Genomic DNA, 19,555 nt, shown 5'->3' with positions numbered 1-19,555 from the left:
TATAGTTAATTATCCGGTTCTGTTTCTATTGTTGCATTTATAGCTTTGGTAGCGAAAAGATATGGTTCAAAACCAAATGCATGATCGGTTAACCTGAGTACATGTACCACTCCGTTGGTCGGTTGTATATCAGATGTTGCTACATAAGCGTTTTTCATATCTCCTATAGTGAAATCATAGACATAAGAGTATATGATTTGTCTTGCACCGGCATATTTCACATTGTTTGCATCATAATAAACAACGCCCATATTCATAGGCTGCTGACCATAAGATAGAAATGCCTGTCCCGGATAAGCTGCTATGGCAGTCGTATCAATTTGAGGAATATCTTTCAGCAAATATTTATCTTTTACGATGTACATAGACAGCATTTCACGCCAGACTTCCGGTTTTATCTGATTAAAACTCTTAATGCTGTCATGGCCCATACGATACCAAACACGGTTCAGATAATTAAAACTACCACGGATTGACCAATCAGTAGGTGCAAAAAAGGTAATTTCTTCGTTTTCAAAAACATCTTCCATACCGGACAGCCGGATGACTTCCACCAAATCTTTAAAATAATCAGGTCTTGATTCCAAATATTGCATCATATTCCCATTATAATAAGGGTTCGCTTTTCCACCATCAATTAAATAACTATCATCGGCACAATTGTACATGAGTACTGCCAACAGGCAGCATCCGACAATTTTCTTCCATAATTTGATATTATTTTTCATATCTATACATTTTAAGTTTATCAGAGTTACTCCCAAAATAAATTCAATCCAATCAGTGTATTGTTCTTCAACGCATTACGATGAATAGGCCATGTCCATGCCCCCACATTGAAATTAGTACGCGTCATCGGATTCATGCAATAGTTTCTGTTATACACCTTTCCTGTACGAACCAAATCATAATAGTAATGTCCTTCACCGATAAGCTCTCTGCAGCGTTCCCAGAAAATAGCATCCATCAGTTCACTACCCGAGGTATTAATTTCGGAAGCATGTGCCCTATTGCGGACCCGGTTGAGTAATTCGCAGGCTTTTGTATCGTTAGTCCCCAAAGCGGCAAGAGCTTCAGCATACAACAAAAGTGCACCTGCATAACGGAATACTATTTGATTGCCGGAGTTGGACGTAATTGTTCCGTTTCCATAAGTATCAATATTCCAAAACTTCTTGATTTCCTTAGGAGCAGAACTTGAAACCGAAGTAGAATATATCTTTTCGTCAAACCATAGTTCCTTCCTCGCATCGTCTTCATACATAGGGAACAGCGTCATAAGATAATCTCCTGAATAACAGAATAGCGGCATTGACTTATTCAAACAAGAATAGGAAACATTATCAGAAAACTTTGCATTCATCATAAATATCTCATTGAAATTTATATTTTGTGCAATCTCAAACAAACCTTCGTCTGACCCTCCAGCAAAGATGACGGAACTTCTATTTATATCAAGCAGTGAATAAGCTCCATTGTTACGTTCCAGTTCCTCGCCTAACGAAACAACATTCCTATAATATTGCTCTTTATTTTGTGCATCAAACTGTACAAGCCACAAGTTTATATGCATCATTAGCGCAATAACAGAACCTCTGGAGGCTCTAATCCCTTTGCTCGAATAAGATGAATATGACCATGGTAGTACTTCCGCTCCCGGATCATCGTCAAGCAAAGGTTGTAAGTCGGCAAGGCAATTTTGCAAAACTATAACCATATTGGTTCTTGGCAAGGGAGCTTCATTATAGGCATTTGTATAATAAGGCACATCTCCAAAGGCCCTTACGATGAAAAAATAAGACAAGCTACGCATGAAAATAGCTTCTGCCTTAAAACGACTCCGTTTCAATTCATCCATGCCGGGCACTTTGTCTATTTCAGCAAGCAGAATATTGGCATCCTGTATGGCAGTATAAAACACATCCCATTGCATAATTAAACCGCCATTAGCATCATCGGGATACGTATTACGCAATTCACCCATATCGTTGTTAGCTAAATAAGCTACATATTTATCCCAAGTGCTGTAGGCTGTTATTGGAGCGCACCGCATATCTCCGCTATACGTGAGGAAAGGACGTTGTGACATTGTTGCATTCCGAAACGAATTGTATATGCTCAACAAAAATGCTTCCGCATTCGTCTCATTTCCCTGCGCCCAAAAATCATCACCCGATAGTTTGTCTTCACTCTTATTTGCAAGCGAATCACAACCGGCAAACAGGCAAGATACTATCAAAGTCATTATTAAAACTATATTTTTCATATTCTTCTATATTTAATCGTTCATCTAAAAATCCATTGAGACACCAAATGTCACAGTACGACCGTTGGGATAACCACCGGATGTGTCATATCCCAAATTGTTTACATTTTCGGGATTGATGCCTGAATATTTGGAGAAAGTATAAATATTGTTCATACTAAAATTAAGCTGACATCGGCTGATCCTAAAAAAATCCAGCATTTTCTTTGGAATAGTATAAGCCACAGATATACCGTTAATTTTAAAATAAGAGCCATCTTCCATAAACAGTGTCTGGTCGTACCTGAAAGGCTGAATAATACTTGAACGGGTATAATCAAACGGATTAGGATATTGGGCATAGATATTATCTTCTGTCCAGAAATTATAGGCTTCAATAGGTGTTAAAGCTCCCCTACCCGTAAGGTCCACCTTACCTGCTACAGGTGTTCCATAAGCCCTAAAACGGTCTGCCAAAGCCTTGTTGATAATATCACGTCTCAACGTAAACGAGCAGTTAGTGTTGATAGAAAACGCTTTATAGCGAAGATTGATACTGATACCACCGGTCATCCTCGGCTGTGAATTACCTACAATCACCTTGTCTTTTTCATCGATGATATAATCACCATTTACATCCACCCAAATAGGGTCTCCCGCCTTAAAGTATGCTTGAGTAGAAGTATTCCCTCCCATCCGCAAGCGTTCTCCGGTCAGCGGATTAACAGGGACGTCTTCGTCAGTCGCATATACACCTTTATACACATAAAGATAATTACCCATCGCGTTAGAACCTAATTTATTCACCACTTCCGCATCACTGTTAATAATCTGCCGCACCTCGTTAGGCAGCTTTGCGATCACGTCTTTATTAATTGCCAGTGAAGTTGCCACATTCAAATCCCAATTGCTTTGCCTTGATAACGGACGGACGTTCAACGAAAACTCCAATCCATAGTTAACCAGACTCGTTTTCGTACTTCTTACGGAATTAAAAGCATTGTGGTTAGCCAACTCTATCGAACTTAGCTGATTGTCTATTTGTTTATAATACGCCTCGGCAACGAACATAATTTTATTATTAAGGAATGATAAGTCTGTCCCAAAATTCCATGATGTTGACGTTATCGGCTTCAAATCCGGATTCGGCATAGCGTTTTTATCAATTGGAATAATAGAAACTCCGTTGTAAGTATCTTTACTCAGATTGTAACTTCCCCATATATCATAAATACTAGCTTTATAAGTAGTACTACGTCCCCAAGTTACACGAAGAGCTCCGGCATCCAGAAACTTCCATTTTTTAGCAAAAGATTCACGGCTGAAGTTCCAGCGAAATCCCAATGAAGGATTTATTGCCCATTTCGCCTGCGACCCATAAGATGAATTTATTTCAGGACGAATATTGGGAGTGAATACGTACTTCCCACCAGGTAGCGAGAGTCGAGGATCTATAATAAGTGCAAACGTATTCTTTTTATCTGAAAGATTCGACCTTCCCCCAGCCATGGACGGCATACCGGATGACCATATATGGTCACTTGCCAATCCATTCAGCGTAATAAAGTTACCGCTATATTTTTCGGATGAAAGTTCAAAACCTCCCTGTAAATCAAAATTCACAATTCCCAAATTTACTGCTCTTGACAACAATGAACGAACATACATATTATAACTATATTCACTACCGTTATTCCAAACAGCCCTATTGGCATTCAAAATACCCGGTGTAAATTTCTCATTCTCGACAGTTCCGTATTTATATCCTAAAGTACTTCTCCATCTTATATCAAATGGCAACAGATACATGATATTCATACTTGCGTCATATACTACATTCTGATTATCTGCCTGGACGGAAAAAACAGACAATGCAGAATTGGAAGCTGTATACATAGACGGTGGAGGCAACAAGGAAGAAGCTGCCGAACCTGCGGCTACACCGGATTGTGAGAAGGCATTTCCGCTACCATTACTATTTCGGGTTAATGTAGTGGCAAGGTTTAGATCCAAATGAAATCTATCATTAGGCTTATATCCTACTGCTGCCCTGATACCGTATCGGTTAAAGTCCGTGTTTTTCACAATTCCTTTTTCCGTATAATAGTTTGCATTGATCTTATAGTCAAATTTCTCATTGGGTTTACCAGAGAAACTAAGATTATGAGTTTGATTGTAAGTCGTCTGATAAAAGACACCTTGCCAATCCGTATTATTATTGTAATAAGGATTCAAGCTGTCTGACAGTGCCTGCAATTTATGGATTTCATTATATCCGTGATAGGCGGATGTATCATTTCCCAAAATTTGCATAATTCTGAGCGCTCTCTCCGCCCCGCCTGCAAGTACATCTCTCAACCTCGGTGGTGTTTTCACTACAAAGTTAGCCGAATAAGAAACTTTCGGTTTGGCTGTTTCTCCTCTTTTAGTCTCTATAAGAATTACTCCGTAAGCACCTTTTGAACCATACAGGGAAGTTGCAGCTGCATCTTTCAATACTTGGATATTCGCAATATCTTCAAGTGGAATCATAGCCAACGGACTAACTGTTGCACCTGACAGCAAACCAGCTGCATCATAGCCCGTTACGTCTTCCTGCGGTATACCGTCAACAACAAACAAAGGAGGAGTCAGCCCCATCATAAACTCACCATCACCGGAAGATTGAACGGAAATATCCGAAACACCTCGAATTGAAAAACTTGGAAGACCTCCGGGAGTACCATTATTCATCTGAATATTTAATCCGGGAACACGTCCTTGTAGCAACTCCATCGGATTGGCAACAGGAGTATTGACCAAGTCTTCTGCTTTAATTACCGTAACCGATGCTGTTACCGCAGCTTTGCTAACTCTTTTAAATCCGACTACAACTGTTTCATCAAGCATATTCTCTGTCGGACTCAGATATATTTGCATGCGTTCTGAAGGTTTAGTAACTTTGACCGAAAGACTGTCGAACGCCAGGAAAGAGAATACAAGTCGGTAACCACTCTTAACTTTTGTAGAGAATCGTCCGTTATCGTCAGTTGTGGTTGAAAGCTGAGGCACAGTTTTCCCACTTTCATTTTTAACAATAACAGAAGCATAAGGCAATGTAGAATTATTGCTTTTATCTTTGACTACACCACTGACAGGAATATCCTGAGCCCGAACACCAACCGAGGTGACGGCAATCGCCATAGCCAACAAGCCATATTTAAATATATTTCTCATATTAGAATCATGGTATTAATTAGTTATTTTCCATCTTCAAACAAGGGGGCTCCTGCTGTAAATACAACTATTATCTCCCAATGAGCTTCCCTGTATATCGCAAATTCAAATGACATAGTGGATGTCATACGATAACCACTTGCTGTAATACGGTCGTATAAAAAATTGACATTTATTCTATTACCATCTTTATTGGTATATTTTGACTTCATTTCAACCAATGGCATCGGATAAACTACATCGTACTTTACATATTCATCTGTTTTCTCCATATTGAAACCATGAATCAGATTAGCCCAGTCTGTCTGATTAAAAGATGAAGGAGAGATCGGTGTATAATCCGGCCCATAAAAACGAAAAGTCAAACTTTTTACATCATCGTCATTATCCTGATTCTCACGAAAATAAATATGTACATCTTCAGGAAACATATAGTCTCCACTTTCTGTTTGAAAAAGGGTTAACGAATTTGGTGTAACATAGTCCTGTCCCTGCACCAATCCTGTTTCCGGATCGTATATACTCGGTTCGTAATCACTTTCTCTGACAGGTATAAGCTGCATGTCAGTAAAAGTTTTATATCCTCCCGAGTTTTTCACCAGCACATCAAAAATATAACCGTCACTTGGAGCACACTGCACAAAAGAAGATTCGGCATTAGACCACATCATAAATTCTCCGGAATGCTTTTTAACCTGAAAAAGAGTACGATATTCTATTTCTCTTTTAGCTTCTATTTCTTCTATAGACTTTTCGGTACCCATATATGGAGTTTTCCAAACTTTTACCGGAAAATATTCCGTCAATTCAGGTGCAGGGCTTCCATCGGCCCTCACGATTCGTGATATCTCGAAAGTAAGAGGAAGCGTTGAATTACCCGATGAAAAGTTGTCGGACATCAAAGTGTTTTTTCCTAGCTGAGGACGATATAGTTTTGTAGTAAAATTGACGTCTCTGTCGAAAGCATCCAAACTATCCGGCAAATATTTATCGACACACGACATGCTTAATAATACGCAGGAAAACAGCAGCGCAATATTTTTACTTCTTATATTCATTGCCATAATTATTAAATACGTAAATAAATTCATCAAAACCGAAACTGTGTTGTGGAGAAAGGATGTGAATGATACCATTATTTGTATAAACATCATTCCATACTGTAGAAACTCTGTTCCAGTTATCTTTTACCTGAGAGTTTTTCATATCACTGAAAATAAGCTGTTTGACTCCTCCACCCACAAATCCGGATGCCGGTTTGCGAAAACATTCTATATTCATTTGATAATTGTACTTCAAAGAATTTAAGGAGGCATTTCCTTCATTGGCAAGAATATTATCGGTATCGTAACTACCTTTAATAATGTACTTGCATAACATTCGCTCAAGGTCAGCTCTATAATCGTAATGATATTCGTTAATGATCGTATCATTTAAAGTCGGTGTTATAACATTCACGACCGTATCTTTAACAACAAACGGTTCAATTAATAAATCACTCAAATAAATCGCTTCACCCAACTCCTTTTGTTTACGGTACTCGTTAAGTTGCGCCAACGAGGAACGGATACATGCATCCGGTATGGCAAAAACTGTATATTGCACATCCGTCTGTTTCATCTGTTGTATGAAACCGGGAATATTGTTGACAAGAACCATCATAGAATCAAATTTCAAATTCAGCCTTTCATTCCCTGTGGACAAATAATCCAAAACAGTTCCATTAAATACTTCGGTTTCATTTTCCTCAGGATATGAAGCCACTTCGTAATCTGTACAAGACAGCATCCAAAGGGAAGCCGAAGTCAGACATAAAATAAATAGTATCTTATTCATTGTCGTTTTCTTTTTATTTCCAAAACTCATTTTGTTCAATCTGTGAATTAGCAGTAATGATATCTTCCGATACCGGCCAGTAGATTCCACCGCTGTTGATCAGTTGCAAGAATGTCTCATTATCTTTCATCAGCTTTTGCCGACGGACAAGATCATACCACCTCCAGCCTTCTCCCATAAGCTCTCTGCGACGCTCTTCAAATATCTCGGCAATTAAGTTTTCGCGATTATTCCCAAAATCCTTTTTAAAAGATACTTCTCTCAATCCACGATTTGTTCGGATCATATTCAGGTAGGATACAGCTTCTGTGCTTCTGTTTAGTGCGCATAATGCTTCAGCCCGTAGCAAGGTGATATCTTCAAGACGAGTGAAAACAATTGACGAGCCAAAGACTCCAAAATCATTGTCTTTTGCCGATCCATCCTGAATAATCTTTATTTTACTGAACACCGGAATTTCTTCATTCAAATTCTGAACATAATAGGATGAATATTTGATGGTGTCCATGATTCCAAACCGCAAGTCATCGAAATTGGCAAAAATCGAAAATAAGCTGTCCTTTGAAATGTATATTTCAGGATACGATTTTTGTACCAACGGATAAGCTAAAGTCAGCTGTTCAAGATGTCCGCTTTGAGTTGCTTCATTATCATTGTGAGCAAAATTAAATCCCAAAATTCTTGAACCTTTTACACTTGTATTCGAGTAAAACAGCCCTGTTTCTGAAGTCAAATCGGCAATGGAAGTATATTTTGCATTGATCTCAGATGCATGATCTATTATAAATGCAGAATATGTCTCTGCTTCTGCATAATTTCCCTGCCAAGCACAAATGTGAGCTAATACGGAGTATGCAGATAACTTATTGAACAATTTTCCCTGCCATTGAGCCCCATATGAACCATAATATAAATTCGTTTGAGTACCATATTGATAGGGTAAATCCTTTATAGCTGTCAACAGTTCTGCCTTAGCATAACTCAGCACCGTTTGAGCGTCTGTACGGGGCATAGACGGAAAAGTTCCGTTATCATAAGAATAGGTGACTAACGGCACATCTCCCCAAATTCTTACCATATAAAAATAAGCAAATGCCCTCAAAGCGCGTACTTGAGCAATGTCATATTTCAAATTTTGTTCAGAATACGACCGGTCAAGTTCGACAGTTCGTGGAGCTTTTTCCATAAAAACAGATGCCGCATTGATAACAGCATAAAATCTTCTCCAGTTAGATACTTTCTTCAACAAGTCGTATGGCTTGTTCAATTCATTATCAGACACAGCTTGTAAGTCACTACGCTTATAAACCGTAAAATCCCCCTTCCGCAAATCACCACATATCCAATGAGTATTGTTATCGGCTAAGGCTGCGCGTGTCAAGCCATATACTCCCATCAATGCTGATCGAGTATCTTCAAGGGTCTTCCATTGTTGGGTTTCCGAAGCTGCATGTTTGGGATCTACATCCAAAAAATCATTGCAGGACTGCAGAAATAGACAGGCAAGTGCGAAGAAAAGAGCTAATCGCAATTTTTTCATATTGTTTTTCATATTGTTTTTCATTTTTTATCATCTCCGATATTTTTAGAACTTAAATCTCAGTCCCAAAGAAATGGAACGAGGAATGGGAAGCGAATATCCATCATAGGTACCATTGAAGTTTACTAATTCCGGATCACCTGCTGAAAAATTACTGAAAGATAACAGATTAGATCCTGTCAGATAGAAATACAAACTTTTAGGTATATTACTACCAACTTTCTTTATAGGAAGTGTGTAACCAACAGTTATATTTCTCAGTTTCAGGTAAGACAGCTTTTCAAGGAACAAGTCCTGTTCGGCACGGTAAGGATGAACACTGCTTTGCGGATTGTATATAGGATAATCGTCACGCTGATTAGTATTTTGCCAAAAGAAAATCTCTTTAACAGACTGCAAGGACTGAATATTATCCAAAGTCGCAAAATCGTAACGTTGCTGATCGCGCAGATTTAAAGCACTATGTCCCAAAGCAAAGAAAAGATTGAAGCTGAAATCGAATCCTTTATAAGCAAACTGATTAGTCAATCCTCCTGTATAGGGTGGAATGGCATGTCCGGTCAGCACACGGTCATTGTCGTTAATCTGATTGTTTCCGTCAACGTCTGTCCAAACAGGATCTCCTGCTTTAAAAGGAACTCCATTTATGTTCAGTGGTTTCCCATTCATAACAGGAACTTCTGAGTCGTTTGTATAAATGCCTTTATTTTGATACACCCAAAAGGCATCAACTGACTGACCTACTTGTAGTTTATGGTCGCCTATCACAGTTGCCTCCCGGTTTTCGGGAAGTTTCTCTAGTTTGTTCTTATTATAACTTGCATTGAAAGACAAATCCCACTTCAACGGAGTGTTCTTCAGAATGGATGCTGAAAGATTTAATTCCAATCCCTGATTACTGATATCCATTCCACTGGCCAGTTTATACTCATATCCCATTTCTTGAGTGACAGGCAAATATGTTAATAAATTCTTTTCATAATTCTTATACAGAATTATTTCCGCGATAATGCGATTGTCGAAAAAAGAACCTTTCAAAGCAAGCTCCATTTTATCAGAATAGGGAAGCTTTAAATCATAACCTACCCAGCCCGATGCATACGGACGAGTGATTGTTGCAAATCCATTAGCTGAGGAGAGTAACGGTTCTCCACTCCATGTGATACTTGTTGCCAAGTACTGAGGACCTAATTCATACCTGTCGGACTGAACCGATTTGGCAATTCGTGCATAAGACGCACGCAATGATAATCCAGACAATGCTGTACTACCTGCAAAGAATTGATTCTTCAAATTCCATTCAGCAGAGGCAGCGGGTGTAAACATCCATCTGTGATCCGACTGGATAGCAGAATTTCCGTCGTACCTTGCCAATAATCCCACATTAAGCAAATTCTTATACTTATAATCTAAAGCTATTGAAGTCGATACCCACCTATTCTCCAAACGATCAACATAACGATACTGCTTAAAGTTCCCGGTACTTGTTGTCGGCTTCATATCATCATCACCATCATAGGCACGAGTATAATTATAGTGGTACAAATCGCTGATTATAGAGCCATTCCACTGAATATTCAACTTATGAATATCAGCTAAAGGTAACCAATAACTCGCTGAAGTTTCACCTATAATCCGTTGATTGTATCCAGAATAGTTAGAGACAAAGTTGACGGACTCCAACAAAGCCATAGGCCAAAAAGCGCGACGAACATTTGTTGTATAATCAAGTTTGATGCTGGCTGTAGCATTGAATCTTTGCTTAGTATAGCTCAAAGCCAACAAACCATTCAGTAAATTGTTATAATTATCGTCTTTGGTCAAATCATTGGATATTAAAAAGTCATTATACAAATTGCCGGCAGGTGCAAGCGGAGTTGAAAAATCAACCATGTACTCCATCTCAGCAAACCTGTCTCTGAAATTCCGATTCCTGACACGGTCTATCTTAGCAGCATTAATAATTGTACTAACATTCAAACCATCCAAAGGAACCATATTCAAGGCAAAGCCAATATTATATTTCGTATAAGAAGTATTGTCTGCTACTCCCGCATCTTTTGTCGTTGCGAGCGTAAATACATAATTCGCATTTTTTGAACCACCACCGATGGAAGCATTTACATTATATAAGAGTGATGACTGATAATAATCGTCTGCCCAGTCCGGTTTACCAAAATAACGTACATCTCTTGTATCCATAAGATAGTCGGGTTGTTTACCCGGTGTAAGAGAATACGCATCATAGAAACGTTGACGAAATGCCTTTTCGTATGATCCATTTGTCATACGAACCGAAGACGGAGCAAAGGCCATTCCTGCCGAAACACCGATTGAGACATTCTCCCCACCATAATAACCGTCTTTGGTCGTTATCCAGATGGCACCATTGGCAGCTAAAGGGCCTAATTTGGCAAGTTGAAGCGGGTCTTTGATGATTTCAACAGACTCTATAGAAGATATATCCAATCCAGCCAACATATTCGCAGCAGCTCCTATCGGATTAATATCAAATTGTTTGATATCATATATATAGCTATTCTCCTGCATCAAAGGAATCCCATTCAAATAGACCGTTGGCTGAACACCTGATACATCCTTATTGGAAAAAACAGGCGAAGACAAACCACGAACCAGCATACTTTGGATAGTACCAGGCTCTCCATTATTTTCCTGTACATATACACCTGTTACATTTCCTTTCAGTAATTGCTGAACAGATAAAAATTGAGAGCGTTGAAGCTTCTTGATATCAACGGTATCATTCCCTCCAGCAGAGCCTATACTCCTATTAACAGCCCAACGAGATCCTTCGTTAAAAGAAAACTTCTTTTTAATGGAAGTTCCCACAGAATCGATATTCTCGGACATAGTTGATTGGGACGCTATCGTCCCGCTGAATCCTAAAAAGCCTATGACAGTAAGTAAACGACAAACAGGCTTTTGCAAAGAGAAATTAGGTAAATTTATCACCATACGATTAGATTTATGAGTTATTTAGATCATAAGTATTAGTTATGCATTAAATGCGTTACAAAAGTGCGAGTTATCCAGTAGAAAGAAGTTCTCTAATCATTCAAAAACTTCCAAAATTGGACCATAATTACTATTAACCATAATAGGTTTAAAAATCATTCAATATAGGTTCAGAAATCATTCAGAGGGGATAGATTATTGATATATAGAAAAGTACGCATCTTAATGGAAGATGCGTACCTGGCTACTTTAGATTCATTTTTATTTTTTATCCTAGCAATTTTTTTGATACTCTTTAGGGGTTACACCAAATTCTTCTTTAAAACAGGTCGCAAAATACTTAGGATTAGAAAATCCACACTCATAAGCCACCTCTGCTACTGAGATCGATCTATCTTTCAATAATTGACTACCATGTTTTAACCTTATATTTCGAATAAACTCAATTGGTGACAGGCCTGTTGCTATTTTCATTTTCCTATAAAGAGAAGACTTAGACACGGCTAAAGCATCTGCTAACTGAACAACATCAAAGTCCCCTTCTGACATATTAGATTTTATAACAGAAATTACTTTATCCAAAAATTCTTTATCGATAGAAGAAGTCTCCAGAGAATCTATATTAACTTCTACGTTGGTACGAAATTCTTCTTGCTTGTTTTTCTTATGCATTATAAAATTATTAATACGGGCCTCCAATATTTTTAATTCAAATGGTTTGGATATATATCCGTCTGCTCCCGCATTGTAGCACTCGATGCGATCTTCTGCCGTATTTTTAGCTGTCAGTAGAATTATAGGAATATGACTAGTCTCCAAATTAGATTTCAAAGTTCGACATAATTCCAAACCGTCCATCTCAGGCATCATCACATCGCTTATAATAATATCTATTTCATTATCTTTTATAATATCTAAAGCTTCCAATCCATCTTTTGCAATGAGCACATGATAATGTCTGGATAAAATTCTTTCCATCAAATACAACAGTTCCTCATTATCTTCCACCAACAGCAAATGATTATCCGCTGTTCGCAAATTTTCTACAGTCTCCGAATCTGTTAATTCTTCATTCTCCAAAATGACATCCGCCTTTACATTATTTGCCGAAAGTTCTCCTTCCATCAGTTCATACTCTTCATAACTATCTTTATCAATAGGTAAATCAACAGTAAAAGTACTCCCTTTACCCAATTCACTTTCAACTCCAATAGTACCATGATGCAACTCCACTAAATCTTTTGTTAATGATAATCCAATCCCATTAGATTCACTTTCATCCCTGTTATTCGCCGTATAAAACCTTTTGAAAATATTCTCTAAATCAGCAGGAGCAATACCTTCTCCGGTATCAATTACCTGTATCCGTAACTGACGATGCCCAAATTCGAAAAGGAGTTCCATAAGCAATTTTATATCTCCGCCATCTTTCGTATATTTACAGGCGTTGGATAATAGATTAGACACTATCTTATCTAACTTGTCTCTATCAAAATAGCCTGTCAGATGCTTATCTTTAGCCATAAATGTAAAAGTCTGATTTTTCTTCCTCATTAACGGAGCAAAATTAACTCTACATACATCATCCACAAATGATATAACATCACCTTTTGATACAGCTAATTTCATATTTCCACTTTCCACTTTACGGAAATCAAGAATCTGCTGTAATAAGCGCCGCAACTTATTTACGTTAGAACGAATCATACTTAATTGTGAGATCCGGTTATTACTCGTCATTTCCGCATCATCAATCAAGCAAGTTATAATCGTAAGTGGGGTCAATAAATCGTGTGAGATATTTGTGAAATAACGCAATTTGGTTTGAACCAGCTCTTCAGATTTCTCTTTATCAATCTGTGCTATTCTTAGTTCATGACGTAATTGCATACGTCTCTTCATTCTTCGATAAAAGAGATACAGACATAAAAGTACAAATATAACATAAGATACATAAGCCCACAAGGTCTCATAAAATGCCGGTTGCTTAAAAACCTGTACCTCTGCCACATAATTACTCCACAGCCCATTTACATCGGTCGTCTTTAAATAAAAGGTACGTTTACCCTTAGGCAATTGATTATAAAAAGCAAATTGACGATCTCCCCTGACGTATACCCAATCGTCATCAACTCCATCCATTTTATATGCATATTTAATCTTATCTGGAAATGCATAATTCAAAGAGGAAAAGTCTATCTCAATATTCTTATCTCCTGCCTCTAATGATATCGTTTGACTTCTCAAGTTGAAACGCTGATTATTTTTCTCCAAAAGACTAGAAGTACCATCTATTTTCACATCAGCCACCATCGTTTTTATTCTGCGTGGTTCGTCAGATAAATGCTCATATGGAGTAAATACCGAAATGCCTCTATTACCTCCATATAGTATTTTCCCAGAACTACTTTTAAAATAAGAATTAGGCATAAAAGAATTTACCGTTACATCACCCATGGTTGAATAGTCCATAATGCCACCATTTTTAGGATCGTATTCAACTACCCGTTTATTGGTAGAAATCCAAATATGTCCTAATTGGTCCATTATAATATTATAAATGCCTTCTTCAAGCATATCAAACATATTGGATAAATTTTCCACCTTTTTCGTTTGAGGATCATAAGTAAAAACATCTCCCTCTTGACTTCCCATCCATACCAAACCACTATCATCTACACAAATAGCTCCTATATTATCATTGATTAATCCATCTGTCTGAGCTGTCAAGTTTCTTATTTTCTTCTCTTCAAAGGTTAAACCTGGAGAAACAATAACATTATATACCCCTTGTTTTCTTGTACTAATCCATAAGGTGCCATCTTTACCTTCCTTAATGCCCGTTATATCCATAAGTGGGAAATTAGTATCCTGAAGTTGTTTTTCATCTGCCGGTTTAACCAGTATTTTTTTAGTGGTTACTACCCAAAGATTATGCTTACTATCCTCATAAAAGAAACGTGGAAATCCGGGATTTTCTACAAAATCACTTAACTTCAAGGTTCCTAAGAATTCTATCCTATCTTTATTTTTCTTCAATCTACATATTTCCGAATAATATTCAGAACCTAACCATATTTCATCAATCGATGAAACAGAAGTGATGCAACTTATATTTTTCAAGTTGTTTATATTCTTCAGAGAAGGAATATCTGTACAGAATAAAAGCTTGTTTGATTTCGGAATAAAGATTCCTACGCCCCATCGATTCTGATCGATCCATAAATCACCATCTTTATCTTCATAGATATTTTTTATATTCGTCACAAAACCTGTTTTCTCACGAATAGAAGGAAAGGAATAATTTTGTATTAAAGGTCTATTTAAATCAATCATAGATAGCCCTTCGTTAAAAGCTGCAATCCATAAATTGCCAGACTTATCCTTCACTATCTCACTAAAAATATTATTCAATTTAGAAGATATATGAGATATATCGACACTATTTATCACACTACCCGGACGCTTTTGAAGTGCATAAAGACCTTGAGTCGATACAATCCATATATAACCATACTTATCATCCTGAGCGATACTAAAACAGCCACTTTCATCCCAATGCTCATCACTCTCTATGTTCACATGGCTATACATCAATTCTTGCTTTTCTTCCGGATAAAATAAAAAAATCCCACTGTCCCAAGTTAATATCCAATGCTGTTTTTTATCATCTTGAAAAACCTTGAAGGGGTTATTCAAAGTTCCTATCTGAGGCATTGCCATAAATATATCTTTCTTCGAATCATATCGATGCAATCCCCTTTCCCATAAAGTCACCCAAATATTCTTATCAGCATCTTCATATAGAATTCACACTAGTCACAGGCAGAGAAGAATCATACCTTTTACAAGAAGAAAAGTCTGCAGAACAACGAAATACAGATGTTAAGGTTCCGACCCAAACCCATCCCTCACTGTCTACAATCATCGTTCTAATTTCTTGATCCTTTAAATCGCTGTGTTCAACCGGAGTTATCTGGTAAGTCCTCTTATTCAGAATATTGATTCCCTTTTTAGTACCTATAAATAGATAACCATTCCGGTTCTCTGTGATACAGGTTATTTCATTATTTGTTAAAAGGTCCGGAGTCTTTAATCCTGAACGAAAAACAAGTATCCGATAGCCATCATAACGACACAACCCGTCTTTTGTTCCTAACCACAAAAAACCTTCACGATCGCAATGTACCCGCAAAATAGTACTAGAAGGCAGATAATTATTTAAAGGAAGAGTGGTTACCGACATTTGTTGTGCAAAAGCACAGGAAAGTGTCTGAATAAAAAAAAGTATTATATAAAGTTTTATTTTATGTTTCATAGCAGCTTTGAATATATAGATGTATTTTATATGCAATATTAGAATAAACTAACAATTGCATAGGCATAAAACTCTTAAAATATACTAAATACAACTTAGAAAAAATACATATGGTCGATTTTTGAACCTTTCTGAATGATTTTTATTCTTCCACGAATAGATAATTCAATTTTAAACGCATTTGAATCATTATAGTACTCCTATTTAAATATGTTTCCGCAAATTTGCAATCAAATGATAATCGACATATATTTTGAACAAGATTTAGTCATTAAAATATTTAAAAATAGAAGTTGATTATTAACTCGACTATTAAACAATTAATTTATATAACATTTCTGTAGTATGAAAAAGAAATATGTAAAAATCATGTTCATGTCAGCAGTATTGCTAGCCGGCAATGTAGCAGATGCTAATGCAACTCTTCCCAAAGATGACCCAAAAGAGGCCGTACAAGCACCAACAGACGATCATCTTCCATTACTAATGATTAATGGAACTAATAAATCTGTATCGTTCATTGTCAGTTCTGAAGCTCTACCTGGAAAAGATATTAAAATCACTGCTCCGCATGGATTTACGGTATCACCAGTTATGATACCGGCCAATACAGGAAAACATAAAGTTACAGTGACTTTAAATAGTACCAAGACACTAACAGAAGGGAAAATCGTATTAAGAAGTGGAGATATCCGTTCTTATGTAAAAGTAAAAGGGTATGGAACAGCGCTTCCGGTGAAAGATATTGCATCTTCTCCTGTATACAAAGGAGGAAATGACATGGAATACACAAAGGCTTTTACTCCCGGAACTAAAGGATTCACGATTGAGTTCAGAGTAAAGACAGACGATTCAGAAAAATGTTTTTATCCTTATTTCGTAACAGAAAAAGGCCACGGTTTCAAAGCATATATCACTGCCAACGCTATTGGATTATATAATACCTATCAAAAAGAAATTTCTAATCCAGCCACTAGTAGTAAAGAAGGAGGAAAAGGTAAATTCTACAACAATGATGGACAAGCACATACATATCGCTTTGCTATAACGCCTGATAACCGGGCCTTTATATATAGAGATGGGATTCCCGTAGATTCCGTACGTATCATCGATTATGCACCTCAAACAAATTTCGCAAAGGGAGTGGGCGAACCAGTAGAGAATCTTTTAAAGAATCCTGATTTCGAAGGAGAATTTGATGTAAATCCTGATACAAAATTGGCGACTCGTATCGAAGGATGGGATATCGTTATCAGCGATCGATGGAACTCGGAGCAACAAATTATCCCGGAAGAAATAGATAATAATCAAGATATAAACAACCATGTTTTTGAAATCAGACCTTACAAATGGGCCACAGGCTGGAGCGACGGAATTCTAAGCCAGGTTATAGACGTTGCTCCCAACGAAACTTATACACTATCAGCCCTTCTGAAAGGTGGTATTGCAGAAAAAGAAGGCAAACTTACCGGAAAAATGATAATTGAAGAAATCCAAGATCCGGAGAAGAAAGCCATTACTGAAATAGCCAGTAAGGATTGGGAAACCTATTCAATGGATTATACCACCTCTGCCAACTGTAAGCAAATACGCGTATCTTTCACTGTAGGACGTGGAGGATGGGGAAACGATATAGGTGCCATCCGTGTAGATAATGCCAAACTAACAGGTGTATCATGTACTTATTCACCTAAATTCGGTTTTGTAGAAAATACCGCTGATGTAGAATACTTCACAATTGACGAATCTGGTGCTTATGCCCCTGCACAACCCGAAATCTTTATTAACATAAAGGACTAATAATGAAAAATATGAAGATTATTCTATATATCTGCCTTATATTCTCATTCACTCCAGCTTTTTCACAAAACACTCAAATTAATCCGGGTGTTTTGTGGAATGACATAGATGGAAATCCCATTAATGCACATGGAGGATGCGTTATTTTTGAAAATGGGACTTATTATTGGTTTGGAGAAGATCGTACCGGATTCGTTTCAAACGGAGTCAGTTGTTATCAATCCACAGACTTATATAACTGGAAACGGCTCGGCCTTTCTCTAAAAACCAGTGGAGAACCCCAAGAAGACTTGAATGACATTTCACACGGACGTCTATTCGAACGCCCCAAAGTAATCTATAACCCCAAAACCAAGAAATGGATAATGTGGAGTCACTGGGAAATTAATAATGGTGACTATAGCGCAGCACGAGTTTGTGTAGCAACCAGCGACAAGATAGAAGGTCCTTACAGATTATACAAAACTTTCCGTCCTAATAAAAACGAATCACGAGATCAAACCTTGTTCGTTGATACGGATGGCAAAGCATATCATTTCTGCTCAACGGATATGAATACTAATATGAACATATCTTTGCTCAGAGAGGATTTTCTGGAACCGACTTCTACTGAAACTAAAATACTAAAAGAGTTAAAATATGAAGCACCAGCCATTTTTAAAACAGGAGACATTTACTATGGATTATTTTCCGGCTGTACAGGATGGGACCCGAACCCAGGAAGAACAGCCTATACTACTAATATACTAGGCGAATGGACCACAGGAGCGAATTTTGCAGTTGACAAACTAAAACAGGTAACTTATAATTCACAAAGTTGCTATGTTTTTCAGGTAGAAGGCAAAGAAAAAGCATACATCTACATGGGAGATCGCTGGAACAAGAACGATCCCGGAAGTTCACACCACATTTGGTTACCTATAAGTATGCGTTCCGGCTATCCTGTTGTGAAATGGTACGATAGCTGGGATTTGAGTGTCTTTGACAATATGTACCGCTATAAAAGAGCTGAGAAGATCACTGCCGGTAACATTTATTCGTTACTGGAAAAAGTATCTGACCGTATCGTGTCTAAACCTATCAATGGTTTCAGCATAGCTGACGATAATGACGAGATTAATCTGAGCATAGAGTTTATCAGCACCGACACTCCCAATGTATACAGACTGAAAGATATTAAAACCGGAAAGTTTATAGAATCAATGTTCGGCACATTACGCCTGAACCCTGAAAAAAAGGAGGACACACAATGTTGGACATTTAATTTGCAGGAAGACGGCTATTACCAGATTCAAAATGTGAAAGACAAAAAATATATATCCGTTTCAGGATCAAATACCTTCAATGGAACAAACTTATACCTCGCAGAGAAATCAAAGAAATTAATGCAGGATTTCGCTGTATATTTTGATTCCAGTAAATATAAATATAAAGAAGCCGATATTTTTTCTGCTACTTACAGAAAGAACAACATAAAACTCATTGAGAACAAATAACTTTTCGTGATAACAAGTTCAAATGTTTGTTGTATTTGCAAAGGGAGATGTCAAAGTCTCCCTTTATTTTTTTCCCGTATTATTCGCTAGAATCAAAGAAAGTATCTATCTTTACCCAAATATTTTTT

General features: G+C 37.4%; 9 protein-coding genes and 1 pseudogene. 2 read left to right on the top strand and 8 right to left on the bottom strand.

The features are described 5' to 3' along the window. Positions 1-5 precede the first annotated feature (5 nt). The 8 genes and pseudogenes from K6V30_RS14335 to K6V30_RS14300 form a co-directional block, all read right to left on the bottom strand. Positions 6-728 carry a fasciclin domain-containing protein gene (locus K6V30_RS14335; RefSeq protein ID WP_010537545.1) on the bottom strand — a complete coding sequence of 241 codons (723 nt, stop codon included), beginning with the start codon at positions 726-728 and terminating at the stop codon, positions 6-8. Positions 729-754: 26 nt separating this feature from the next. Continuing rightward, positions 755-2,266 (bottom strand): RagB/SusD family nutrient uptake outer membrane protein, encoded by a 1,512-nt coding sequence (locus K6V30_RS14330; RefSeq protein WP_029425482.1) that lies wholly within the window; start codon positions 2,264-2,266, stop codon positions 755-757. A gap of 24 nt (positions 2,267-2,290) precedes the next feature. Further along, entirely contained in the window at positions 2,291-5,461 is a 3,171-nt protein-coding gene (locus tag K6V30_RS14325) for a SusC/RagA family TonB-linked outer membrane protein (RefSeq protein WP_010537543.1), read from the bottom strand. Positions 5,462-5,484: 23 nt separating this feature from the next. After that, the gene (locus tag K6V30_RS14320) at positions 5,485-6,519 is read right to left on the bottom strand and encodes a DUF5007 domain-containing protein (RefSeq protein WP_029425481.1); all 1,035 of its coding nucleotides are present in this window, start codon (positions 6,517-6,519) and stop codon (positions 5,485-5,487) included. Beyond that, the gene (locus K6V30_RS14315) at positions 6,503-7,297 is read right to left on the bottom strand and encodes a hypothetical protein (protein ID WP_029425480.1); all 795 of its coding nucleotides are present in this window, start codon (positions 7,295-7,297) and stop codon (positions 6,503-6,505) included. Before K6V30_RS14315 ends, K6V30_RS14320 begins: the two co-directional genes overlap by 17 nt. Before the next feature lie 13 nt (positions 7,298-7,310). Further along, positions 7,311-8,849 (bottom strand): RagB/SusD family nutrient uptake outer membrane protein, encoded by a 1,539-nt coding sequence (locus tag K6V30_RS14310; RefSeq protein ID WP_055269238.1) that lies wholly within the window; start codon positions 8,847-8,849, stop codon positions 7,311-7,313. 33 nt (positions 8,850-8,882) lie between these two features. Beyond that, complete coding sequence (locus K6V30_RS14305; protein WP_022301466.1) at positions 8,883-11,813, bottom strand: SusC/RagA family TonB-linked outer membrane protein; 2,931 nt, start codon at positions 11,811-11,813, stop codon at positions 8,883-8,885. A 273-nt stretch (positions 11,814-12,086) separates the two neighbouring features. Continuing rightward, positions 12,087-16,131, bottom strand: a pseudogene (locus K6V30_RS14300) (hybrid sensor histidine kinase/response regulator transcription factor). A gap of 345 nt (positions 16,132-16,476) precedes the next feature. Between K6V30_RS14300 and K6V30_RS14295 the strand changes: the two are divergent. Then, the gene (locus K6V30_RS14295; RefSeq protein WP_010537537.1) at positions 16,477-17,931 is read left to right on the top strand and encodes a carbohydrate binding domain-containing protein; all 1,455 of its coding nucleotides are present in this window, start codon (positions 16,477-16,479) and stop codon (positions 17,929-17,931) included. Between the two features lie 11 nt (positions 17,932-17,942). Next, complete coding sequence (locus K6V30_RS14290; RefSeq protein WP_022301735.1) at positions 17,943-19,427, top strand: family 43 glycosylhydrolase; 1,485 nt, start codon at positions 17,943-17,945, stop codon at positions 19,425-19,427. The last annotated feature ends 128 nt before the right edge of the window (positions 19,428-19,555 follow it).

This window comes from Bacteroides faecis (genome assembly GCF_020091505.1).
Taxonomy (GTDB): Bacteria; Bacteroidota; Bacteroidia; order Bacteroidales; family Bacteroidaceae; genus Bacteroides; species Bacteroides faecis.
The sequence above is the reverse complement of the archived record's forward strand: the minus strand, read 5'-3'. Positions and strand labels throughout refer to the sequence as shown.

Bases quoted from the DNA above. Each gene is read 5' to 3' on its own strand.
- K6V30_RS14335 (WP_010537545.1), bottom strand. From the start codon at position 728: ATGAAAAATAATATCAAATTATGGAAGAAAATTGTCGGATGCTGCCTG.
- K6V30_RS14310 (WP_055269238.1), bottom strand. From the start codon at position 8,849: ATGAAAAACAATATGAAAAAATTGCGATTAGCTCTTTTCTTCGCACTT.
- K6V30_RS14315 (WP_029425480.1), bottom strand. From the start codon at position 7,297: ATGAATAAGATACTATTTATTTTATGTCTGACTTCGGCTTCCCTTTGG.
- K6V30_RS14330 (WP_029425482.1), bottom strand. From the start codon at position 2,266: ATGAAAAATATAGTTTTAATAATGACTTTGATAGTATCTTGCCTGTTT.
- K6V30_RS14320 (WP_029425481.1), bottom strand. From the start codon at position 6,519: ATGAATATAAGAAGTAAAAATATTGCGCTGCTGTTTTCCTGCGTATTA.
- K6V30_RS14295 (WP_010537537.1), top strand. From the start codon at position 16,477: ATGAAAAAGAAATATGTAAAAATCATGTTCATGTCAGCAGTATTGCTA.
- K6V30_RS14305 (WP_022301466.1), bottom strand. From the start codon at position 11,813: ATGGTGATAAATTTACCTAATTTCTCTTTGCAAAAGCCTGTTTGTCGT.
- K6V30_RS14290 (WP_022301735.1), top strand. From the start codon at position 17,943: ATGAAGATTATTCTATATATCTGCCTTATATTCTCATTCACTCCAGCT.
- K6V30_RS14325 (WP_010537543.1), bottom strand. From the start codon at position 5,461: ATGAGAAATATATTTAAATATGGCTTGTTGGCTATGGCGATTGCCGTC.